General features: G+C 57.2%; 22 protein-coding genes. 17 read left to right on the top strand and 5 right to left on the bottom strand.

Annotated elements, in window-relative coordinates:
* Positions 1-4: 4 nt before the first annotated feature.
* From CLV88_RS08910 to ribD, 12 genes are all read left to right on the top strand, one after another.
* Positions 5-277, top strand: coding sequence for a sarcosine oxidase subunit delta (locus CLV88_RS08910; RefSeq protein WP_106608046.1), 273 nt, complete (start codon positions 5-7; stop codon positions 275-277).
* The gene (locus CLV88_RS08905; RefSeq protein WP_106608045.1) at positions 274-3,204 is read left to right on the top strand and encodes a sarcosine oxidase subunit alpha family protein; all 2,931 of its coding nucleotides are present in this window, start codon (positions 274-276) and stop codon (positions 3,202-3,204) included. Before CLV88_RS08910 ends, CLV88_RS08905 begins: the two co-directional genes overlap by 4 nt.
* Complete coding sequence (locus CLV88_RS08900; RefSeq protein ID WP_106608044.1) at positions 3,197-3,748, top strand: sarcosine oxidase subunit gamma; 552 nt, start codon at positions 3,197-3,199, stop codon at positions 3,746-3,748. The genes CLV88_RS08905 and CLV88_RS08900 overlap by 8 nt, the downstream gene beginning before the upstream one ends.
* A 42-nt stretch (positions 3,749-3,790) precedes the next feature.
* The gene (locus tag CLV88_RS08895) at positions 3,791-4,114 is read left to right on the top strand and encodes a hypothetical protein (protein ID WP_133169931.1); all 324 of its coding nucleotides are present in this window, start codon (positions 3,791-3,793) and stop codon (positions 4,112-4,114) included.
* Between the two features lie 73 nt (positions 4,115-4,187).
* Entirely contained in the window at positions 4,188-6,140 is a 1,953-nt protein-coding gene (dnaG, locus tag CLV88_RS08890) for a DNA primase (protein WP_106608042.1), read from the top strand.
* Positions 6,141-6,258: 118 nt separating this feature from the next.
* Positions 6,259-8,247 carry an RNA polymerase sigma factor RpoD gene (gene rpoD, locus CLV88_RS08885; RefSeq protein WP_106608041.1) on the top strand — a complete coding sequence of 663 codons (1,989 nt, stop codon included), beginning with the start codon at positions 6,259-6,261 and terminating at the stop codon, positions 8,245-8,247.
* Between the two features lie 95 nt (positions 8,248-8,342).
* Complete coding sequence (locus CLV88_RS08880; protein ID WP_106608040.1) at positions 8,343-8,639, top strand: HlyU family transcriptional regulator; 297 nt, start codon at positions 8,343-8,345, stop codon at positions 8,637-8,639.
* Between the two features lie 1,189 nt (positions 8,640-9,828).
* A complete protein-coding gene (locus CLV88_RS08875; protein WP_106608039.1) occupies positions 9,829-10,242 on the top strand; it encodes a hypothetical protein in 414 nt (137 codons plus the stop codon).
* Positions 10,243-10,311: 69 nt separating this feature from the next.
* Positions 10,312-10,722: a hypothetical protein gene (locus CLV88_RS08870; RefSeq protein WP_106608038.1), complete on the top strand. Its 411-nt coding sequence runs from the start codon at positions 10,312-10,314 to the stop codon at positions 10,720-10,722.
* Between the two features lie 12 nt (positions 10,723-10,734).
* Entirely contained in the window at positions 10,735-11,154 is a 420-nt protein-coding gene (locus CLV88_RS08865; protein ID WP_106608037.1) for a secondary thiamine-phosphate synthase enzyme YjbQ, read from the top strand.
* 197 nt (positions 11,155-11,351) lie between these two features.
* Positions 11,352-11,819: a transcriptional regulator NrdR gene (gene nrdR / locus CLV88_RS08860; protein WP_106608241.1), complete on the top strand. Its 468-nt coding sequence runs from the start codon at positions 11,352-11,354 to the stop codon at positions 11,817-11,819.
* A 21-nt stretch (positions 11,820-11,840) separates the two neighbouring features.
* Entirely contained in the window at positions 11,841-12,920 is a 1,080-nt protein-coding gene (ribD, locus tag CLV88_RS08855; RefSeq protein WP_106608036.1) for a bifunctional diaminohydroxyphosphoribosylaminopyrimidine deaminase/5-amino-6-(5-phosphoribosylamino)uracil reductase RibD, read from the top strand.
* A gap of 6 nt (positions 12,921-12,926) precedes the next feature.
* Here ribD and CLV88_RS08850 read toward each other — a convergent pair whose 3' ends face one another.
* From CLV88_RS08850 to CLV88_RS08840, 3 genes are all read right to left on the bottom strand, one after another.
* Positions 12,927-14,927 (bottom strand): capsular polysaccharide biosynthesis protein, encoded by a 2,001-nt coding sequence (locus CLV88_RS08850; RefSeq protein WP_243403611.1) that lies wholly within the window; start codon positions 14,925-14,927, stop codon positions 12,927-12,929.
* A 1-nt stretch (position 14,928) separates the two neighbouring features.
* Positions 14,929-16,065 carry a polysaccharide biosynthesis/export family protein gene (locus tag CLV88_RS08845; protein ID WP_243403610.1) on the bottom strand — a complete coding sequence of 379 codons (1,137 nt, stop codon included), beginning with the start codon at positions 16,063-16,065 and terminating at the stop codon, positions 14,929-14,931.
* A 96-nt stretch (positions 16,066-16,161) separates the two neighbouring features.
* Complete coding sequence (locus CLV88_RS08840) at positions 16,162-17,454, bottom strand: capsule biosynthesis protein (protein ID WP_106608035.1); 1,293 nt, start codon at positions 17,452-17,454, stop codon at positions 16,162-16,164.
* Between the two features lie 148 nt (positions 17,455-17,602).
* On the opposite strand from CLV88_RS08840, the gene CLV88_RS08835 reads away from it, so the two are divergent.
* Positions 17,603-18,193 (top strand): riboflavin synthase, encoded by a 591-nt coding sequence (locus CLV88_RS08835; RefSeq protein ID WP_106608034.1) that lies wholly within the window; start codon positions 17,603-17,605, stop codon positions 18,191-18,193.
* A 149-nt stretch (positions 18,194-18,342) separates the two neighbouring features.
* Here the strand turns inward: CLV88_RS08835 and CLV88_RS08830 are convergent, their stop codons facing one another.
* Both CLV88_RS08830 and CLV88_RS08825 read right to left on the bottom strand, forming a co-directional pair.
* Positions 18,343-18,984, bottom strand: a complete 642-nt coding sequence (locus CLV88_RS08830; protein ID WP_106608033.1) for a glutathione S-transferase family protein — start codon at positions 18,982-18,984, stop codon at positions 18,343-18,345.
* Positions 18,985-18,989: 5 nt separating this feature from the next.
* Positions 18,990-20,042, bottom strand: a complete 1,053-nt coding sequence (locus CLV88_RS08825) for a proline racemase family protein (RefSeq protein ID WP_106608032.1) — start codon at positions 20,040-20,042, stop codon at positions 18,990-18,992.
* A gap of 154 nt (positions 20,043-20,196) precedes the next feature.
* On the opposite strand from CLV88_RS08825, the gene CLV88_RS08820 reads away from it, so the two are divergent.
* From CLV88_RS08820 to nusB, 4 genes are all read left to right on the top strand, one after another.
* Positions 20,197-20,631 carry an ester cyclase gene (locus tag CLV88_RS08820; protein WP_106608031.1) on the top strand — a complete coding sequence of 145 codons (435 nt, stop codon included), beginning with the start codon at positions 20,197-20,199 and terminating at the stop codon, positions 20,629-20,631.
* A gap of 129 nt (positions 20,632-20,760) precedes the next feature.
* Positions 20,761-21,882, top strand: a complete 1,122-nt coding sequence (gene ribB, locus CLV88_RS08815; protein ID WP_106608030.1) for a 3,4-dihydroxy-2-butanone-4-phosphate synthase — start codon at positions 20,761-20,763, stop codon at positions 21,880-21,882.
* A gap of 3 nt (positions 21,883-21,885) precedes the next feature.
* Complete coding sequence (locus CLV88_RS08810; protein ID WP_106608029.1) at positions 21,886-22,437, top strand: 6,7-dimethyl-8-ribityllumazine synthase; 552 nt, start codon at positions 21,886-21,888, stop codon at positions 22,435-22,437.
* Positions 22,434-22,904: a transcription antitermination factor NusB gene (gene nusB, locus CLV88_RS08805; protein WP_106608028.1), complete on the top strand. Its 471-nt coding sequence runs from the start codon at positions 22,434-22,436 to the stop codon at positions 22,902-22,904. The genes CLV88_RS08810 and nusB overlap by 4 nt, the downstream gene beginning before the upstream one ends.
* The last annotated feature ends 133 nt before the right edge of the window (positions 22,905-23,037 follow it).

Genomic DNA, 23,037 nt, shown 5'->3' with positions numbered 1-23,037 from the left:
AATCATGAGGATCACCTGTCCCATTTGCGGAGAGCGCGACCGGCGCGAGTTTTACTATGTGGGGGATGCGGTAGCATTGTCGCGCCCGGATCCGGATGACGGGGATATTGCGTGGGATGACTATGTGCACAATCGCGACAACCCGGCCGGGGTGACACGAGACCTTTGGTATCATGAGGGTGGATGCGGTGCGTGGCTGGTCGTGACCCGCAACACGGTGACCCATGAGGTTTTGCAGACAGAGCTGGCCTCTGACGCGAAGGAGGCCATGGCATGAGGTTGTCGGGCAAGGGATTGATCGACCGCACCAAGCCGGTGTCGTTCCGGTTCGACGGGAACGTGTTTCAGGGGTTTGAAGGTGACACGGTGGCGTCGGCTTTGATGGCCAACGAGGTCAAGTTGGTGGCGCGATCGTTCAAATATCATCGCCCGCGCGGTGTGATGGGTGCGGGCAGCGAAGAAGCGAATGCGCTGTTGACCGTTGGACGCGGCGCTGCGCAGGATCCAAATGTACGCGCCACAATGCAGGAGATATTTGACGGGTTGGAGACGCGGTCGCAAAACCGGTGGCCAAGTCTGCACTGGGATATGTTGTCGGTCAATGATCTGGCGGCACCGTTTCTGGGGGCGGGATTTTATTACAAGACCTTCATGTGGCCCAAGGCGTTTTGGGAGAAGATCTACGAGCCGATCATCCGTCGGTCTGCGGGATTGGGTGCGCTGAGCGGGGCGCATAATCCGGATAGGTATGAAAAGGCTTTTGCGTTCTGTGACCTGTTGGTGATTGGCGCGGGGCCTGCCGGGTTGATGGCGGCACTGACAGCGGCGCGCGCGGGGGCGGATGTGATCCTGGCTGAGGAAGACCGGCTGATGGGCGGTCGATTGAATGGCGAGACCGAAGAGGTTGGCGGCATGGCTGGGGCCGATTGGGCGGCTGGCGTTGTTGCTGAGCTGGAGGCGATGCCGAATGTGCGGTTGATGACACGTACAACTGTAACGGGGGCCTATGATCAGGGCACATATGGTGCGCTGGAACGCGTGGCGCATCACCTTGGGGATCGCGGCGGGCGTCCGCTGGAGTGTTTCTGGCGGATCGTGGCCAAGCGCGCGATCCTGTGCGCGGGTGCGATAGAGCGGCCCGTGGCGTTTCAGAACAACGACCGGCCGGGTATAATGACGGCCAGCGCTGTGCGCACCTATCTGAACCGATATGGCGTGGCGCCGGGGCGGCGAGTGACTGTGTTTGGCAACAATGATGGCGTGCATCAAACCGCGCGTGATCTGATTGCAGCGGGTGTGCATGTGGCGGCTGTGATCGACAATCGCCGGGATGCGACAGACAGCAATGACTATCCAGTCTATCGCGGGGCGGAAGTGTGTAACAGCTCTGGCCGTAAGGGACTGGAGAGCGTGACCTTTCGCAGCTTGAGCGGCGAGGACAAGGTGGAGACTGACTGTCTGGCCGTATCCGGAGGGTGGAACCCGAGTGTACATTTAACCTGTCATATGAATGGGCGACCGGTTTGGAACGAAGCCATACAGTCTTTTGTTCCGGTGGATGGGATGATCCCAGGCATGACGACAGCCGGGGCGTGTCAGGGTACGTTCTCGACACACGGGGCGCTGAGCGAAGGCGCGGCACAAGCTATTGTGGCGTTGGATACATTGGGGATCAGCGCCAAGGTGACAGACATTCCGAAGGCGGAGGATGCACCATACGAGGTGGCACCGCTCTGGGCCGTGGGTGGTAAGGGGCGCGCGTGGCTGGATTTCCAGAATGACGTGACGGTCAAGGATGTGAAGCAGGCCGCGAGCGAGAATTTTGCCAGCGTGGAGCATATGAAGCGCTATACCACCCAAGGCATGAGCCCGGATCAGGGTAAGAACTCCAACGTGGCGGCATTGGCGGTGTTGGCGGATGCGACGGGGCGCGGGATACCGGAAACGGGGACAACCACGTTCCGACCGCCGTACGTTCCGGTATCGATCGCATCTCTGGGTGCGGGCGCGCAGGGCGCGGGGTTTGCACCTCAGCGTTTTACCACAAGTCACAACGTTAGCGTGGACCGCGGTGCGCCGATGATCGAAGCAGGGCTATGGTACCGTCCCAGCTTTTTCCCGGCGCGGGGGGAAAAGACGTGGCGCCAGAGCTGTGACCGGGAGGTCAATATGGTGCGCAATGCGGTGGGAGTGTGTGATGTGTCCACATTGGGCAAGATCGACATTCAGGGGCCGGATGCGGGCGCATTTCTGGATTTTGTCTATACCAACATGTTCTCGACCCTGAAGGTGGGGCGCACGCGCTATGGGCTGATGCTGCGCGAGGATGGCACCGTTATGGATGACGGCACCACGGCGCGATTGGGCGAGCAACGCTATGTGATGACCACCACAACGGCAGCGGCGGGACCGGTGCTGCGGCATTTGGAATTTGTGCATCAGTGTCTGTGTCCGCAGATGGACGTGCAGATGATTTCCGTGACCGAGCAGTGGGCCCAATTTGCCGTGGCCGGGCCCAAAGCGCGTGATCTTTTGAATGATTTGGTGGACGACGATCTGGCCGACGAAAACTGGCCGTTCATGGCCTGTGGGCCGATTAAGGTGCTGGGTGTCGGTGGGCGGCTGTTTCGGATTTCGTTCAGCGGTGAGCGCGCTTATGAGATTGCGGTGCCGGCGCGGTTTGGCGAAAGCCTGTTTGGAGAGTTGAACCGGCGAGCAGAGGCGCTGGGTGGGGGGCTATACGGTATGGAGGCGCTGAATGTTCTGCGTATCGAGAAGGGCTTTATTACCCATGCCGAAATTCACGGGCGTGTCACTGCGTTCGATATTGGCATGGAACGCATGGTCAGCGCCAAGAAGGACTGTGTAGGCAAAACCATGAGCGAACGTCCAGGGTTGAGCGGCGCGGACCGTGAACAGCTGGTTGGGTTGAAACCGGTGGGACCGGTTAAACAACTGACGGCCGGGGCGCATTTGTTTGAGGTCGGGGCCGCAGCGGTGCGCGAGAATGAGCAAGGCTATACGACTTCTGTTGGCTATTCACCAACGATGGAGAGTTATCTGGGGTTGGCGTTCCTGCGAAATGGGCGGGGGCGACATGGTGAAGAAGTTGTGATGGTCGATCACTTGCGCGATGTGACAGCGCGTTGCGTGGTGTGTGATCCTGTATTCTTTGATCCCGAAGGAGGGCGTGTGCGTGGCTGAAATGAATGCAAAATCGCCTTGTGATGGCCTGTTACCGATTGCGGCCGGAGATGTGCATCTGAGCGAGATTCCAATGACGTTGATGACGTCAATTTCTCCGTTCAAGGGACAAACCGCGGCTTTGTCGGAGGCCTTGAAGGCGGCGCATGGTATGGCATTGCCCGCACCAAACCGGGCCACAGGGCGCGACGGTGCACGCGTGGTGTGGATTGGGCGGGAGCAGGTGATGTTAATCGGGCCGGAACCGGCGGCGTCGCTGGAGGCGCATGGCGCACTGACTGATCAGAGCGATGCCTGGGCTGTGGTGCGCTTATATGGCGAAGGGGCAGAAGATGTGCTGGCGCGATTGGTGCCCGTTGATCTGCGCGCGGCTGTGTTCAAGCGCGGTCACACGGTGCGAACCATGTTGCAGCATATGAGCGTTTCCATAACGCGTGTTGGAGACAGCGCCTTTCAGATTATGGCATTCCGGTCGATGGCCAAGACGCTGGTCCACGAGGTCGAAACGGCCATGAAAGGGGTTGCGGCGCGCGACGCATCCTGACATCTAATTGGCCTATCTGCTGTGAGAACGAGGAAAATGAAAATGCGTCTGCTGTCTGCTGTTGCCTTGAGTGTTGCCATCTCTGTGCCCGCTTTGCCGGTTTTTGCGCATGAACATGCATCGGAAAAGCAGGCAGAGTGCGAATTGCAGGCGGCCATTGTGACGCGCGCGGCTGAGTTGCGCCAGGATCGCACCAGCAAGAAAAAGGCGCTTGAAACCATGACCTCGGGCGAAGATGAGGCGGTTGCGGAGAAATATCTTGCCTCGGTTCCGGCGATTGTTGAGTGGGTTTACGAGGATCTGAAGCGCAAGCAGCTTAAGCAAGATCCCGGAAAAGCCTATTTCGACGCCTGCGTCGCGCAATAAGCCATCACTTTTTGAAACGCTTGGGATGGGCGCGAGGCTGGACAGAGTCTCGTGAAGCGCCCATATTTCTGCAATGAGTCTGCCACCCGGTTTTCTGGATGAACTGCGCACCCGCACCAGCCTGACACAGGTGGTGGGGCGCAAAGTGATGTGGGATCAGCGCAAATCAAACCAAGGAAAAGGCGACATGTGGGCGCCTTGCCCGTTTCACCACGAGAAAACCGCGTCTTTTCATGTGGATGACCGAAAAGGGTATTACTATTGTTTCGGGTGCCACGCTAAGGGCGACGCAATTTCCTTTGTAAAGGAAACAGAGAACGTCGAGTTCATGGAGGCGATCCGCATTCTGGCCGATGAGGCCGGGATGAAAATACCAGAGCGCGATCCGCAGGCGCAGCAAAAGGCTGATCGGCGTACGCAGCTTGCAGAAATCATGGAAATGGCGGTGCAACATTTCCGGCTGATGTTAAAATCGGGCGCGGGAAACACTGCGCGTGAGTATTTGAAAAACAAGCGCGGTTTGGACGAAACTGCCTGGGATCGTTGGAACATCGGTTTCGCGCCCGAGGGATGGCAGGGACTGTGGGATCAGTTGATCGGGCGCGGAGTCGCACCGGACCTGATCATCGCCGCCGGGTTGGCCAAGCCCTCGAACCGGGGTGGCAAGCCCTATGACACGTTTCGCAACCGTATTATGTTCCCGATCCGCGATGCGCGGGGGCGGTGTATTGCCTTTGGCGGGCGGGCGATGGATCCGGATGACAATGCCAAATACCTGAACTCGCCCGAAACCGAGCTGTTTGATAAGGGGCGTAGCCTATATAACCATGGTCCCGCGCGCGAGGCGGCGGGCAAGGGGCAGGCGCTGATTGTGGCCGAGGGGTATATGGATGTGATCGCGCTGGCCGAAGGGGGCTTTGGCGCGTCGGTTGCACCGCTGGGCACGGCCGTTACGGAAAACCAGCTTCAATTGCTATGGCGCATTGCGGATGAGCCAATCATCGCGCTGGATGGCGACACAGCCGGGTTGCGGGCCGCGATGCGGGTGATTGATTTGGCTTTGCCGCAATTGGAGGCGGGGAAATCGCTGCGCTTTGCGATTATGCCCGATGGGAAGGACCCGGACGACCTGATAAAGTCCAAGGGGCGTGCGGCGGTGCAAAAGGTTCTGGATCAGGCGATGCCGATGGTTCAACTACTGTGGCAGCGTGAGATTGAGGGCAAGGTGTTTGATAGCCCCGAACGCAAGGCGGCGTTGGACAAATCGCTCAAGGAAAAGATCCTGTTGATCAAGGATCCGTCGATCCGCAAGCACTACGGGCAGGCGATCAACGATATGCGCTGGCAATTATTCCGCCCGCAGCGTGGGGGTGGTGCCGGGCAAAGGAAGGGCAAATGGAATGCCCGCCCGGTGGTTGTGACAAAGACAAAAGTATCCATGCTGGCAGCCAGCGAAGGGGCGGTGGAACACCGTTTGCGCGAAGCGGTGGTGCTGGCAGTGGCGCTGGTGACACCGGAGATACTGGATAGTTTTGAATATGCCATTGAGGGCATGGAGTGTCTGGACCCGGAAAACGCGATGATCCGGGACGTTCTGTTGCGCTATGCCAACAGTCCGGACCCGCGTGCAGAGGTCGAGATGGCGTTGGGGCTGGAAGCCGTTGAAAATCTGTTGCGTCATCCCTATGTGGCGATCACCCCTGCTGTGCGCCATCCGGGCGACGTGGATATTGCCAGACTGACACTGAGTGAAGAGTTGGCAAAGCTGAAGACCGAACGCGGTCTGAGTGCCGAGATTGCCGAAGCGGAAGAAGACCTTTTGGGTGTGGCAGACGAAGCGGTGACGTGGCGGTTGGGACAAGCGGCGGAGGCGCGCAACAATGCGATTCGCAGCCGTCAGGAGGACAACGCAGAATACGAGGTTGGCGACAACGGTGCGCCGATCGACAAGGATGAACGTGCGGCATTGAACGCATTGACAGATAACATTGATTTCTCACGTGGAGGCAAACCGCGACGCGGTTAGTACGTTTTGGTGAGGAACAGGTAAAGGAATCAGGGTAAACAGGGTTGCGAATCATCTGACCTCGCGATTGATTCGTTTTTAGCGAATCACCCATAGCCCGAATTTGCAGGAGCACCGCATGGCCGCCAAAGACACCGACGACCAGAAGCCCGCCGATCAGGACGCCGAAATCTCGCTGGACATGAGCCAGACCGCCGTCAAGAAAATGATCGCTGAAGCTCGGGAGAAGGGCTACATCACTTATGATCAGCTTAATCAGGTGTTGCCGCCCGATCAGGTGAGTTCGGAACAGATCGAAGACGTGATGTCGATGCTCAGCGAAATGGGCATCAACATCATCGAAGACGAAGAGGCCGAAGAAGAAGAGCTGAAGTCGACCGCGGTTGTGGACACATCGTCTGCGAACCGTGGTGTGGCGCTGGCGTCTGGCACAGGTGAAAAGCTGGACCGCACGGATGATCCGGTGCGCATGTATCTGCGCGAGATGGGTTCGGTCGAGCTGTTGAGCCGTGAAGGCGAGATCGCGATTGCCAAGCGCATCGAGGCCGGCCGCAACACCATGATCCTTGGGCTGTGTGAAAGCCCACTGACATTCCAGGCGATTACGATCTGGCGTGACGAACTTTTGTCCGAAGAAATCCTGTTGCGCGACGTGATCGATCTGGAGACCACGTTTGGCAACCAGATGGGTGACGATGACGAGGAAGAGGTGGCAGAACCGGTTGTAGAAGCGGCCAATGTCACCACTGCGCCCAAGAAAGAATCCGAACAGGAGCTGGACGCGGACGGCAACCCAATTGCTAAAGACGATGACGACGACGATGACGAACAGGCGAACATGTCGCTTGCCGCGATGGAAGCCGCGCTAAAGCCGCGTGTTCTGGAAACGCTCGACATCATCGCGCGTGATTTTGCGCAGTTGAGTGAGATGCAGGACGCCCGTATTTCGGCCACGTTGAACGAGGATGACAGCTTTTCGTCGACCGAAGAAGCGACTTATCAGAAACTGCGCTCTGAGATTGTGGAGCTGGTCAATGAGCTGCACCTCCACAACAACCGGATCGAGGCGCTGATCGATCAGCTTTACGGGATTAACCGACGCGTAATGCAGATCGACTCGGCCATGGTAAAGCTGGCGGATCAGGCACGGATCAACCGCCGCGAATTCATCGACGCCTATCGTGGGCGCGAACTGGATCCGACTTGGCTGGACGATATGTCCGGCAAGCCGGGGCGCGGCTGGCAAATGTTTATGGAGCGCTCGAGCGACAAGGTTGAAGAGCTGCGCAACGATATGGCGCAAGTTGGCCAGTATGTCGGTCTGGATATCAGCGAATTCCGCCGTATCGTACAGCAAGTGCAAAAAGGCGAGAAAGAAGCGCGTCAAGCCAAGAAAGAAATGGTCGAGGCGAACCTGCGCTTGGTGATCTCGATTGCCAAGAAATACACCAACCGTGGCCTGCAATTCCTTGATCTTATTCAAGAAGGTAACATTGGCCTGATGAAGGCCGTGGACAAGTTTGAATATCGTCGCGGGTACAAATTCTCGACTTATGCGACATGGTGGATCCGTCAGGCGATCACGCGTTCAATCGCGGATCAGGCCCGCACAATCCGTATTCCGGTGCACATGATCGAGACCATCAACAAGCTGGTCCGCACCGGTCGCCAGATGCTGCACGAAATTGGCCGCGAGCCAACGCCGGAAGAATTGGCCGAAAAGCTGCAAATGCCGCTTGAGAAAGTGCGCAAGGTGATGAAAATCGCCAAAGAGCCTATCTCGCTCGAAACGCCAATTGGCGACGAGGAAGACAGCCAGCTTGGTGATTTCATCGAGGACAAAAATGCTGTGCTGCCGCTGGACAGCGCCATTCAGGAAAACCTCAAGGAAACCACGACACGGGTGCTGGCCTCGCTTACGCCGCGTGAAGAGCGTGTGTTGCGGATGCGATTTGGCATCGGCATGAACACCGATCACACGCTGGAAGAAGTGGGGCAGCAGTTTAGCGTAACACGCGAACGTATTCGTCAGATCGAAGCCAAAGCGCTGCGTAAGCTGAAGCACCCGAGCCGTTCGCGCAAGCTGCGGTCTTTCCTGGACCAGTAAGCGCACACATTGATGTCCGGCGGGCGCGCGCGCGTTGCCCGCTTGGACGATCTGATAGCTACGCCCATAATGAGTGCGTAGGGCGAGGGGGGCAAATGTCTTTTTTGAAAAAACTCTTTGGCGGGACTGGTGGCGGAGGTGAATCGGCGCAAGCTGCTGAACCGGTCGACTACAAAGGCTTTGCTATCTACCCCGAACCGATCAAAGAAGGTGGCGTGTTTCGTGTGTCAGCGCGGATCGAAAAGAACATAGATGGCGAGCTGCGTTCGCAGCGATTGGTACGAGCGGATACCGTCAACGTCAAAGACGACGCGATGCAAGCGGGTGTAACCAAGAGCAAACAGGTCATCGACGAGCAAGGCGACCGTTTGTTTGACGGACCAAATGCTTGATACGGGTCGCATCGGCCAGTTTACGTTAAGTTAGGTGCTTTCCGACTTTGGTGCGCTTTGACATTTTTGGATCTGCATCTACGATAGGCATGCCTGTGGATTTGGCAGGTGTAGGATGCAGAGATTGTCATGAAGCACATTCCTTTACTATTGGTTCTTGCCGTAGCGGCCTGTAGCGAAACCTCGTCTTCAAGTGGTTTTCGCACATTCACCGGCGAACTGGTGAACCCGGTCAGCCAGTCGGTTTTTGAAGTGATCCCGCGGCCCGCATCATACCCCTCTCAGTTCTGGTGTGGTGCAGGCGAATACGCCCGAAGAGAGCTTGGAGCAGCTTCAAATGACAGCGTTTATGTTGTGAGCGAGGCGGGGCCAGCAGTGACGTATAACAGTAACTCCGCCGTTCAATTTTCGCTGTTGCCACCCGGGCAAGCGCAAGGCGCGCAAGGCCACAGAGGGAATTGGGGCCCGAAGATTGGTGATTCTAGGTTCGTTGCAGACGCAAGCCGAAGATGTAACTCTAACATTGACCGGTTTGTGCCTTAATTTGGCGAGATCGCGTGGCTTCGCGTCTTCGTGAATTCGCGTTAAATGTAACTGGAAATGCGCTGATTGAACCTGTGTTCCGAGCAATTGGGGCGCAGTTGACAAATTCTTGAGAAATGGAACTCAGCTATGCGCAAATTGATGATTTTGTCCTGTTTCGCATTTGTCGCTTGCAGCGAAACCAGTAGCGGTGGATTTCACACACGCAACGGCGTACGCGTGGCGCCCGTGAACGCTCAGGTATTCGAAGTCTCACAAAGTCCGAGTGGGGTTGGTGAGGCCGATTTCTGGTGCGGGGCGGGCGATTATGCGCGTCGAATGCTGGGAGCGAAGGATAGTGAGCGCGTTTATGTTGTGAGCGAGGCGGGACCGGGTGTCGTCGCGCAGAGTAATTCAACGGTTCAGTTTTCGATGAGTCCACCAGAGCAAACGCAAGGTGCATTGGGGCGAGTAAGTTCCTGGGGGCCAAAGATTGGGACCAGTAGCTCCGTTGTGAGGTCTGCGTCGAGCTGTCGAACCCCGCAGAATCGGGACTAGTAAAACGAATTTAAACTATTCAAAACAATGGTATGCACGATTTTCGTTTTGAGTTTACTTGACCCTATGAGCCATTTTCGACGTCAGTGGAGAATACTAGGAGAAGCGCATGAACCGAGTAGCGATATTGGCGACTCCCTTTGTCTTGGTGAGTGTGGGCAGCGCTGCAAGCGGTGATTTTCACACCCGAACTGGGGTGCGCGTTTACCCGGTAAACGAACAGATTTTTGAGGTGGCTGCCCTTCCCGGTGAGACACAAATAGAAGACTTTTGGTGTGGCGCAGGGGATTACGCCAAACGTGTGTTAGGGGCCGAAGACCGCGACAAAGTATACGTGGTCAGCGAGGCGGGGCCGGGAGTTGTTGCGGATAGTCGCTCGACTGTACAGTTTTCACTTAGTCCGCCGGAACAAACTGAGGGCGCGCTAGGCAATCGCACCTATTGGGGGCCAAACATCGGTGCAAGCAATTCTGTCGTTGAGGCCATCCACGAGTGTCGTACGAAACAGAAACGTGACTTGTGAGTTTGGGTAACTTCCGCAGAATTGTAATGCCCAGAGTTGGGCAAGCGTAATTCGATCAAGGGGAGCACCATGATACAACGTGTCGTAAAAATAACGGTGGCTGCGCTGAGTGTGGCAATCGCGAGCGAAGCCGTGGCCTTTCGGACGGTGAACAACCAAATCGTAAATCCGGTCAATTCGGTTGAAATTGAAGTCATTGGACGCCCCGGCAATACCAAGCCTGATTTCTGGTGTGCTGCAGCTGATTTCTTTGTCCGTAGAAACGCTCCATGGAAAACGCGGATCTATGTCAAAACCGGCATTGGGCAGGGCGTGACGCAGGCATCGCCAAATGCCGTTGTGTTTACAACCGATCCGGCGGCATCGGGTGTTGAGGTCTACACAAACAACGTGGTTTCCGACATCCTGACACCGGGCTATGGGCGAAGCCTGACTTATGCCTGGGGTGAGTGTGACAAGTTGGGCGTGCTGATATTCTAAGAAGCGGGCTTTATGAAACAGACGACATTCTTGCATCAGACACATGGCCCGGGACTATACGAGTTTACGGGCCAAGTGGCGAAATGGGTGTCACAGTTTGGCGGAAACGGTTTGCTGACGCTATTTGTGCAGCACACTTCTTGCAGCTTGTTGATACAAGAGAACGCTGACCCCGAAGTGCAATCCGACTTGCAAGCGTATTTCGAGCGACTTGTACCGCCTACGACGGATCCGTCCATGGCCTATCTTCAGCATACTTACGAAGGACCCGACGATATGCCTGCCCATATCAAAGCGGCAATGATGCCAGTGTCTTTGTCCATTCCCATTGCCAATGGGCGAATGCAGTTGGGTACGTGGCAGGGTATCTATCTGTTTGAACATAGAAATGCGCCACACACCCGGCGGGTGGCGGCGCATATTCTCGCATGAAGTGGAGGTTCTGGAGGAACCCTTGACCTTGATATAGGGTATTTTGCGCAGATTTAAACCTTTTGCCTGTGGCTTATGTTGCGGTTGCATTTGCCCTCTACCCAAAGGGTAGATGCTGTCCTATAGTATCTGTAGATAAGTGGGGGCAAACCCCCATGCGTGGCGAAAAGACGAATTATCGGACAGGGGAAAAGCCTATGCGCTGCCCATTTTGCGGAAATATAGACACTCAGGTCAAGGATTCACGACCAGCAGAGGATCATGTTTCGATCAGACGGCGGCGGTTTTGTCCGGCGTGCGGTGGAAGATTTACGACATATGAACGCGTGCAACTGCGCGATCTGGTGGTTGTCAAATCCAATGGACGGCGCGAGGACTTTGACCGGGATAAACTGGAACGGTCCATCCGGATTTCCATGCAGAAACGCCCCGTCGAACCGGACCGGATCGACCAGATGATATCTGGTATCGTGCGACGCCTGGAAAGCATGGGCGAGACAGATATTCAGTCTCCGACGATAGGCGAAATCGTTATGGAAGCCTTGGCACGGATTGATACCGTGGCCTATGTGCGATTTGCCAGCGTCTACAAGAACTTTCAGGCGGCGGATGATTTTGATAAGTTCGTTAGTGAACTACGACCTGACCAACCTTCAGAGGACTGACCCCTGTCTGACAATCGGTATATGGCGCTTGCCCTAGAACTTGGGCGGCGAGGGATGGGGCGTTGCTGGCCCAACCCGGCGGTAGGGTGTGTGATCGTCAAGGATGAACGGATAGTTGGCCGCGGTTGGACACAGCCGGGCGGGCGACCCCATGCGGAACCTGTTGCCTTGGCGCAAGCGGGCGCCGCAGCGGCAGGGGCCACGGCTTATGTCACGCTGGAGCCCTGTGCGCATCACGGGCAAACGCCACCCTGTGCGGAGGCATTGATTGCGGCCAAGGTTGCGCGGGTTGTTGTTGCCGTCGAAGACAGCGATGCGCGAGTGTCCGGGCGTGGACTGGCGATGTTGCGGGACGCGGGTATCGACGTCACCACGGGCGTGTTGGCCGATGAAGCGGCGCGCGATTTGCAGGGTTTTTTTCTGAAAACCGATCTAGGGCGGCCTTTTCTGACGCTCAAACTGGCGTCCAGTCTGGATGGGCGGATTGCAACGGCAACGGGGGAAAGCCAGTGGATCACTGGCCCGGAGGCAAGGCGGGAAGTGCATGCGATGCGCATGCGCCATGACGCGGTCATGGTCGGAGGTGGAACAGCCCGCGCTGATGATCCGTCTTTGACAGTACGCGGACTGGGTGTGGCGCATCAGCCGGTGCGCGTGGTGGTATCGCGGAGGCTGGATATGCCACTGATGAGCAATCTTGCCCGTACTGCCAAAGATATTCCGGTATGGGTGGCACACGGGCCCGATGCGGACTCAACCTTGTTGCGCACGTGGCGCGATATCGGTGCCGAGCTTTTGCCGTGTAACCTGGATGGCGCGCATGTGTCGCCTGTGGCTGTGTTGAATGCGCTTGGGCAAAAGGGGATCACGCGGGTGTTTTGCGAAGGCGGTGGCGCATTGGCGGCGTCGCTTTTGGGAGCGGATCTCGTGGACGAGTTGCTCACGTTTTCGGCGGGCATGGTGCTTGGGGCCGAAGGGCACCCGGCGATTGGTGCGTTGGGGGTCGAGCGTTTGAGCGCAGCACCGCGATTTGAGCTGCAATCTCAGCGGGTTGTGGGCGCCGATGTTATGACAGTGTGGCACCGGCTTGAGCCGCATTAGTGCGAATTAGCGCCACAGAGACTGGTAGCTGGCAAATCGCCCTTGTAGCTTTGAAAGCAATCTATTGAATGCGCCCGGATGGGGAATGTCGCCGGTAGCGAGGCGTTCTATGGCGGTTTCGACCGGGCAGGGAAGACCGCTGACGGGATCGAAGTAACGAGGATAGTCTATCAGCGTCGCGTGTACCAACCCGGCGAGGTCTGGTTGCGCGTTGCGACGTTGAGGGATCGTGCCACGGTCATCGGTCAGCCCCCAGCCCGCATAGAATGGTGTGCCCAAGGTGACGACTTTGACACCGCGCAGCAGCGCCTCAAAGCCCGTGAGGGAGGTCATGGTCCAAACCTCGTCCACCTGTTCCAGCAGTTGCGCCATGTCCGCGTGATCAAGGACCATATCGGCAAAATCTTCGGCATCGGGTATGTGCCCTTGCCGCAGGCCGGCCTCAACATCGGGGTGAGGTTTATAAAGCACGCGGGCAGTGGGATTGGCGCGCCGTGCGGCTTCGAGCAGCGCGCGATTGGTGCGTAATGCGTCGGTGCCAGCAAGGATCGAGGCGTCATCCTCGACCTGACCGGGCACGAGGATTTTTCGGCCTTCGGGCAGGTCTGGCAGCGCGCCTCCAAGGTTATATTTACTAAGGCCGAGTTTGCGCAGGCGCGCCACGAGGTCTTCGGCGCGGTGGTGTTGATCGAGGCGTAGGTCGGCACGCTGCGCGATCAGATGCTCAAGACGGCTTTCGCGGGACGGATCGTAGTAAATGCCAAGGTCATCGCAGACCAGCGACAGGGGCGGGACCAACTCGGCGCCCAAGCCGCGTGATCGCAAGAAACCGTCTTCGACTCGCGTGGCGCCTTCTGGGCCATTTTTGCTGGCCCAGACCATTGCCGGACGGTCAGATGTGGGTTTGTCAAACACCATCGGTTTGACGCTGCCAAAAACCTTTTGCAGTGGTTTGCGTTTCCACAGGCGCATTCCATGGGCGTTCCAGCCAAATTGATCTTCGCGCCATGTTCGGGTTTGTGCTTCGAATTGGTCGATGGCGTCTTCGAGCGAACAGAGTTGATCGCGACAGGGGTCGTACCATACAGGATAAAGGATCATGGCCGCCGCAAAAAGCTGTGCACGAGTCAGGATACGTTGGCGGCGTGGAACGGGGTCTTCGTCGGCCGTCAGACCCCAGCCCGCGTAAAACGGTTTGCCAAAGATGCGGGGTTTGTGCCCGGCAAATATTGCCTCGAACCCCATTTGCGAGGACACGGTATAGACCCCCACAGCCCCTTCGAACAGCGTCCACGGGCTGATTGGGTCGGTGCAGAGGGTGACGCGGTGATTGGCATCTTCTGGACCATAATAGCCCAATCGCTGGCCTTGGGCGGTTTCGGGGTGGGTCTTGATAATGACCGGGCAGCCGGGGTGCTCTTCCTGAGCCATGACCAGCATTTCGCGAAACCGGGCGTCATTTGCCCCGCTTGCCGTAACGGATGCATCACCGCGCGTTTGGTCAATGACCAGAACATAGCCGGGAGCGGGTGCGGGCAGTGTTGGATCAACGCCGGAATATTTTGTCAGATGTGCTTCGCGTAGGCGCGCAACGGCGGCACGGGCGCGGTTCAGCAGGGCGCTGTCATCCAGCGGATGCGTGGCCAAAAGGGTTTCGAGATCGCTGGGTTTTGACGGGTCAAAGTGGGGGCATTGGTTGTCGATGAACAGGCCGATTGGTGGTTCTTTGGACACGCGGGCCGGTCGGACGGAACGCAGAAAAGCGTCTTCAAAAAACAGCGGGCTGGCACCAGTTTTGGCGGCGACGATGTGACCGCGCCCGGATGTCGGGCTTTGCCCCCAGATCGCAATCTGGTCATCAGGTTTGGGCCAACCAAGACGAAGATCGTATCCTGCGAGGTGCAGAATGCGGCGCAGGCGGTGTTGTGTATAAAACCCACCATTGAATGCAAAAAGCCGCCGGGAGGATGATGTCCCGGCGGCCTTGATTGGCGTAGTGCCTGTCACGTTAGAGCGCGCCAAGGCTCGACAATGTGTCGGCCGATGTGAGCGTGCCGGTGATGGCGGAAATTGTCTTGTCCCAAGTGGTGATAGGCGCTTCGGTCACGTAAAGCGTGTCACCGTCGCGAACCACAAAGTCGCGTGCCATGAACAGGCCGTTTGGTTCGGTGAGATCAAGCACATAGACCATACGCTGCGCGCCCTGAAGGTCGGAGCGGCCCAGAACTTGGTTCGAGATCACATCCGCTTCATTACGGAAGATAAAGACACCAGTGGGATCCCCGGTCGTAGCCGAGAGACCGCCGACCTGAGCAATCGCCTCAATCGCGGACAGATCCTTAGTTGTGAAGTTGATACGGCTTTGGGTGCCGGTTGCCCCCAGCGCGGTAAAGGCGCGCGTGTCTTCTTCTACAAGAATACGGTCGCCACCGCGCAGCGCGATGTCGAGCTGCGGGTTTTCATAGAGGTCCTGAAACCAGATTTTGCCGGATGTTTCGCCACGCAGAACTGTGATTTGCGCAATTTCAGGTACGATGGTGACACCACCTGCATTGGCCAACATAGTCGATAACGTGCGAGTTGGGCGTTCGATGGGGTAGACGCCCTGTGCTCCAACAGAGCCGATAAGGGACACGGTTGATCCATCCCCGGCAGCGCGGCGCACTTCGACTTGGGGGTCGGGTGTCTGCTCTTCCAGTTTGGCCGAGATTATGCGGCGGATGCTTTCGGGGGTGTTGCCAGCGGCGCGGATGCGACCAGCGTAAGGCACAAATATGAACCCGGCGCCGTCAACCTGAACTTCTTCGAGGACGGCGGCAACCTGACCTTCGGGGCCAAGAAGCGGTTTATCGACGTTTTCCCAGATGGTCAGCGCAAGAATGTCACCCGGGCGGATCGTATCTGAGCCAAGCGTGCCGGCGTTTTGAAAGCCATCGGAAAAGCCCAATGCGGGCACTACAGCGGTTGCGCGTGTGACGCGGTCGTTGACGGCCACGATAAATGCGTCGCCTTCGCGTTGCACGGATCCGGCAAAGATTTCACGTTTGTTCGGGCCGGGGCGGGGAATCAGGCTGCACGATGACACGGCGGCAATAAGAGCCACTGTGACGGCGCACTTCGCCCATCGTTTTTGAAAGGGTTTCACTGCTCGGTCTCCTCGACCTATTATTATTCTGCCTCAATTTTTTCCGACAAGTTACCGGAATCCGAACCAAAAATCCAGCGCTAGACCTTGTGTCGGTCAGTTCACCAGACGCAACTGTTGCCTTGGTGCCGCTGTGCCAGACCGGAGCGCCTCGTAAGGATCTTCGGGTGAGAGCATCATATCGACAACGAGTCGCATGAGTTGACGGCGACCCTTTGCGGAGTAAAAACCGCCGGGTACCTGACTGGTTTCCAGAAGGTAGCGGCGGTAAATTTTGTAAGCTTGGTTGTCGGGGCGCGTTGCACCCGAGAAGAAATCTGCCAGCGGCTGGGTGCTGACAAATTCCGGCTGGTTATAAACCGCGTCGCCAAAGGCGCGCAGCGGGATGCCACGCCATAGCACCTGCTGACCAGCGGTCGAGTTGACCGCGACGGCGGTGCGCGCATCGTTGAGAAGCTGGGCCAGTTTGCCGCCACGCACATAATGCACACGGTCCGCGACGCCATGCATCTGGCACAGGCGTTTGATTTCTTTGCGTAGGGCGACACGGCCATCCTCTAAGGGGTGGGCTTTGAACACCAGATGGTGGTGGCTTGGGGCGCCCTTTGCAAATTGGGAGATGACGAGATCGAGGAAATCGACCATGGAGTCAAAAGGAGAGTGTTTCTGAAAGCTGCTGTCATGTTCCAGTTGCAGCAAAGCCAGATGATAGGGGAAACCGCCTGTGCGAATGCGCCGCGTTGCGATCCGGCGCTCAACCATCTGAATAGGTGTAAGAAGCAAGCGCTTGATATAAAGTTGAAATTCACGCGTGACCGAAAGGTCGCGGTGGGGTTGGAAATTCCGGTAAGCCTTGTTCGCGAACATCACGAACCAATGATAGAGCGCACCGTAAAAGACGTGTTGGCGCATGTCGCCCCAATGTCCGGGCGGCAGAGGAGCTTCCATGTCCGAACCTTCGAGTGCGCGCTCCATTTGCGGGATTGTCATATTCATAAGGCGCGAGTGCCCGTTGGACCCACCGCGTTCATAGGTGACCCAATAGGGACGCAGGTAACCCTCTTCGAAGACGTGGATGCGCACACCGGCAGCGCGTGCAATTGCAACTACCTCGGAGTGGATTGGGCGTGTGTCGCCGTAGAGAACGATATCAGTCACGCTCTTGGTTTTCATCAGCGATTTGAAAGCTGTAGGCCAGTTCTTGGGGGTATCCGTGTAGGGGATATAGGTGGACGAATCACGCCAGAATGCCCGGTCCCCAGCATTGAACCCAACCCGCCAGATTGTGGCGCCAGAGCGACGTAACATACGGGCAAGCCCTGCAAAAAAAGGCCCGTGTGGCCCTTGCAGGAAGAGGAAAACCCGATTGTTGCCTGTGGAATGTGTCATGGTTCTGTTATGCGATGCTGGTTGTTTCCAAGCAGAGTACAATGAGGTTGCGGCAGAATTAAGGTCGCAATTTGCCAGATTCTGACGGGTTGTCAGCGCGCACGCGCAGCGGTAGGTCTTGGGCGTTCTCAGACAAAGGAGAGGCCTCGTGTTTACTGGCATCATCACAGACATCGGCGAAGTGCGCGCATTGGAAAAGCGCGGTGATTTGCGTGCGCGGATCGGGACGAGCTATGACACAGCCACGATTGACATGGGTGCATCCATTGCCAGTAACGGTATTTGTCTGACCGTGGTGGAGCTAGGTGACGACTGGTACGACGTTGAAATATCAGCGGAAACTGTGTCGAAGACCAATCTGGCTTCATGGGCCGAGGGCACCAAGGTGAACCTGGAGCGTGCGCTTAAGGTGGGCGACGAGCTGGGCGGGCATATTGTGTCGGGGCATGTTGACGGTGTGGCCGAAATTGTTTCGATGGTGGACGAGGGTGACAGCACGCGGTTTACATTCCGTGCACCCGAAGCATTGGCAAAGTTCATTGCACCTAAGGGGTCGGTGGCGCTGAATGGCACGTCACTGACGGTGAACGAGGTAGATGGGTGCACGTTTGGGGTGAACATTATTCCGCATACTAAGGGTGTGACTGTGTGGGGTGAGGCGAAAGAAGGCGATCTGGTAAACCTCGAGATTGATACGCTGGCGCGCTATGTGGCGCGGCTGGCGGAGATGAATGGTTAAGGCCCTCATTTGTGCGAAATTGAAACGTAGGTATTACGTCGGTATTCTGTCGGTATTGCGTCGGTGTGGTTTTGCGGCATTGGGGCATTGATGCAGGGTGACGCAGATGGGCAGCTCCGCCATCCCTTACGGGCTGTTCTCGTTGGGTGTCACGGAACGCGAAGATCGTCATAATCGATCATCACGTGGGCGCGAAATGCAGGGCGTTGGGTGAGGCGGTCATAGTACTCCCGAAGAGCCGGGAGGTCAGCCCGTGTAATGGAAATGTCGAAATAGCGATAGAGAATGTGCCCAAGCTGGATGTCGGCAAGCGTGAAGCGCGTGCCGGCTAGGTAAGGGTGGATTGTCAGCTGGTGCGCGGCAATGCTGAGTCTGGTTTCCAGATTTTCGACGGCGGCCGTGATGGCGGCGGTGTCCTGTTGGACGGGCGGTGTGCGCACCACGCGCCAGAACACTGGCACGGTGAATTGCATGGCAACGTTGATCTTGGCCCATTCTGCCCATCGATCAACATGCGCGCGCGCAATTGGTTTGGATGGCCAGAAGTCTTCGTCGCCATAGCAGGTGGCCAGATAGCGCAGGATTGCTCCGGTTTCCCATAAAGGTGGTTCGTCTCCGTCCTGAAGCACGGGAATGGTGCCGTTGGGGTTGAGGCGACGAAACGCGGCGTCGTCCAGACCGCCAAATCGGTGGCCGAGGTCGTGGCGCAGATAGGGCAGGCCAAGTTCGTCGACGCACCACATCAGCGCCTGAACGTTCGAAGAGGTTTTGCGGCCCCAGATTGTCAGCATCGTGCTCACCAAATGTCTCCAACCGTGTACCCGGTCGGGAACGGATCTGTTGGATCGAGCATGTATTGGGAGGTGCCATAGATCCAACCCTGACCGGTCAGAGTGGGTATGATTGCGGGATAGGGGCCGACTGTAGTCTCTTCGAGGATGCGGCCCGTGAAGGTGGTGCCGAGTGGGCCCGCGTTCACATAGTCTTGGCCCGGTTTCAAAAGGTCGCGCGCGTGCAGTACCGCCATTTTGGCACAGGTGCCGGTGCCACAGGGGGACCGGTCAAGAATGCCACTGGCCGCCTGTGGATTTGTCGGGTCATATGGGCCGGTCGAGAGCGTTATAGCGCCGCGCCCGTGCGTGGCCGGATCGGTGGGAGACCCCCAGAGGTTGGTGATTGTGGGGCCGGAGATGGCGGGGTTGTCGGGATGCGCCACGGGCAGCTGTTCTGCGGCGGCATGGCGGATCGCTTCGGAAATGCGTAGGATTTCGCCGCCATTATCAGGATCTAGCGAGACCCCCAAGGCTGCGGCCTGGGCGAGGACAAAGAACATGCCGCCCCATGCGATATCAACAGTAACCGGTCCCAGTCCGGGAACGTCTATCTGTGCATCGAGATGCACGGCAAAGGCGGGCACATTGCGAAATGTGACGGACGTGACTTTGCCGTCCTTGCAAGTGGCGCGGACGCGGATGAGCCCGGCGGGAGCCTCGAGTGTGAGGTCTGTGAATGGCTCCTGCATTGGCAGAATGCCCGTTTCTAACAAGACCGTGGTGACGCAGATGGCGTTTGAGCCGGACATCGGGGGGTATTCGGTTTGCTCCATGATGATAAAGCCCATGTCAGCCGTGGGGTGACAGGGCGGCACGATGGCGTTGCAACACAGGCCCGGATTACCGCGCGGCTCTCGGAGCATTAAAAGGCGGATGTCGTCGTGATTGGCCTGCATATACTGCATCTTGGCGAAGACGGATTCACCGGGGATATGTGGCAACCCACCGGTGATGACACGGCCGGGCTCGCCTTCGGCGTGGGCTTCGACGGCTGTCAGCAGGCGGGTGGTGCGCATTTATGAACCTCGGCGGATTGTTTCAGGAAGGGTAGAATGCGTCTTGGTGCAGGGAAAGAAAAAATCTGTCTGGTCGATCGGCCCGATGCCTGTGGAACCGCCCGGCGCGGAACTGTGCTAGACTGGCTGTGCGGTCGAATATGAAGGAATTCCTATGCATGACGAGACCTTGAGTGCGAACAAAGCTGTTGTTCAACGCTATATCGACGAGATCCAGAACGGCCACGCCATAGAAACCATAGACGATATTTTTGCCGTCGATTTTATGGACCACACGGCCAGCGGTGGCGGCGCATTTGTCGGCGGACTTGATGGTCTGAAAGCGGGGTACACGTTGTTTCTGAAAGCATTTCCGGACTTGCAGGCCACTGTTGAGGCCATTATCGCCGAAGGCGATCGGGTGGTGGCTTATAAGACATTAACGGGTACACATTCTGATACTTGGCTCGATATTCCGGCCACAGGGGCGCAGGTCGCGTTTCGGATTGTAAGCATTTACCGCGTTAGGAATGGGAAAATTCAGGAATTCTGGGGACTTCAGGATGAAACTGCCCTCAGGCAACAACTGAATGACGCTCGGACCGGATGAAGAAGTGGCGCACGCTTGCATCTGTTAGCTGATGCGGTCGCGTTTGTGCAGGAACAAGGCGCATGTGGTACTGGCAATTGAAAGGGGCATGCGATATTGCCTGCGCAATCACTTGCCGGAGACACGTTCATGTCCTTTGAGAACCCGGGGCCCGTCGAGCAAAGCCTGCGCGATGCGATTAGCCCAATTGAAGAAATTATCGCAGATGCGCGCAATGGGAGCATGTATATTCTTGTCGATCACGAAGATCGCGAGAACGAAGGGGATTTTATTATTCCGGCCGAGTTTGCGGATGCGGCAGCGGTTAACTTCATGGCGACACATGGGCGCGGATTGATCTGTTTGCCGATGACAGCTGAGCGTGTGGATCGGTTGGGCCTGCCGATGATGGCCGTTAACAATTCGTCGCGTCACGAGACGGCATTTACAGTGTCTATTGAGGCGCGCGAAGGTGTCAGCACGGGCATTTCTGCAGGTGATCGTGCCTTGACCATTGCAGCCGCAATCAACGAGCAAAACACAATGGCGTCGCTCGCGACACCTGGCCATGTGTTTCCGTTGCGCGCCAAGCGTGGCGGCGTTTTGGTGCGGGCAGGTCATACAGAAGCCTCTGTGGATATTTCCCGCCTGGCCGGGTTGCACCCCAGCGCTGTGATCTGTGAGATCATGAACGCGGACGGCACCATGGCCCGATTGCCTGAGCTGGTTGAAATTGCCAAGGAACATGGTCTCAAGATCGGAACGATCAGCGATTTGATTGCCTATCGTGCGCGCAATGACAATCTGGTTGTCGAGACATCTCGCGAGATGGTCACATCTGAATATGGCGGTGCGTGGGATATGCGCATTTTTACAGACCAGATCCACGGTATCGAGCATGTCGTTCTTATCAAGGGTGATGTCGACACGGATGAACCGGTGTTGGTGCGCACCCACGCCTTGCATGGAGCAAGTGATGTTCTGGGGCTTGGCCCAAAATCGGCGCGAGAGCTACCGCGGGCGATGGAGAAAATTGCCGAAGCCGGGCAGGGCGTTGTGTGTTTGTTCCGCGAACCGCGCAATAGTCTGTATGCTGATGAAGATGAAGGACCGCGCACGATCAAAAACACCGGGTTGGGCGCGCAGATGCTGTCTAGCCTTGGGTTGAGTAAACTGATCCTGCTGACAGATTCGCCGGAGACAGTGTATCTGGGGCTTGATGCGTATGGCCTCAGCATTGTGGGCACGCATCCAATTTTGACCGAGGAGTAAACCATGGCGACGGCTGAACAACATTACATCCTGCCACGGGCTGAGTTTGACAAGCCGGTCAAGCTTTTGGTGGTGCGCGCACCTTATTACAAAGATATCGGTGACAACTTGTTGGCGGGGGCCACCGCCGAAATTGAAGCGGCAGGTGGCACGTGGGAGCTGGTTGATGTGCCCGGCGCGCTAGAGGTACCAACGGCCATTGCCATGGCCGAGCGCATGAGCAACTTTGATGGTTATGTGGCGCTGGGTTGTGTGATCCGGGGCGAGACCACGCATTATGAAACGGTCTGCAATGATAGCAGTCGCGCGATTCAGCTTTTAGGGTTGCAGGGCCTGTGCATTGGCAATGGTATTCTGACCGTTGAAAACCGTAAGCAGGCCGAGGTGCGCGCGGATGTCGCGGATCAAAATAAGGGCGGGGGTGCTGCGGCTGCGGCCTTGCATTTGATCGCGCTCGCTCGTAAGTGGGGCGGCCAGCGTAAGGGTGTCGGGTTTTTGCCGGATGCCGAAGAGATCAAGCTTGCTGGTGCAGCAAAGGATACCCCGACCGCATGACCCTGTCCGGCAACCAGAAACGCAAGATGAAATCCGCCTCGCGCCTATATGCGGTGCAGGCCCTGTTTCAGATGGAGGCGTCGGGCCAGACCTATGATCAGGTGCGGGTCGAGTTTTTGGACCATCGGTTTGGAGCTGAGGTCGATGACGGCACGGATATGATCGAGGGTGATACCGGGCTGTTCATAAAGACGCTGGAAGATGCGGTGAATTATCAGGCGCCGATTGACCAGATGACAGATCGCGCGCTGGTGGCGAAATGGCCAATCAACCGAATTGATCCGACCTTGCGCGCGCTGTTTCGTGCCGCCGGTGCGGAATTGACCCAAACCACCACGCCGCCAAAGGTGGTGATCAGCGAATATGTGGCAATCTCGCTGGCGTTCTTTCCCGAAGGCAAGGAAAGCAAGTTCGTGAACGCGGTGCTGGATCACATGGCGCGCGAGGCCAGACCCGAAGCGTTTTAAGGCTGAGTGTCAAAGAATGACGATCGAGTCGCGAGGAATATAGTCGCGAGGATCGTCGAGCCGTTGAGCGTTTCCAATCTTGTGTGACAGCTTGATCAAGTCAAAGATGGCGCCAGCTCGATTTAGAGTCGCG

It is taken from the genome of Shimia abyssi (genome assembly GCF_003014475.1).
Lineage (GTDB): Bacteria > Pseudomonadota > Alphaproteobacteria > Rhodobacterales > Rhodobacteraceae > Shimia > Shimia abyssi.
The sequence above is the reverse complement of the archived record's forward strand: the minus strand, read 5'-3'. Positions and strand labels throughout refer to the sequence as shown.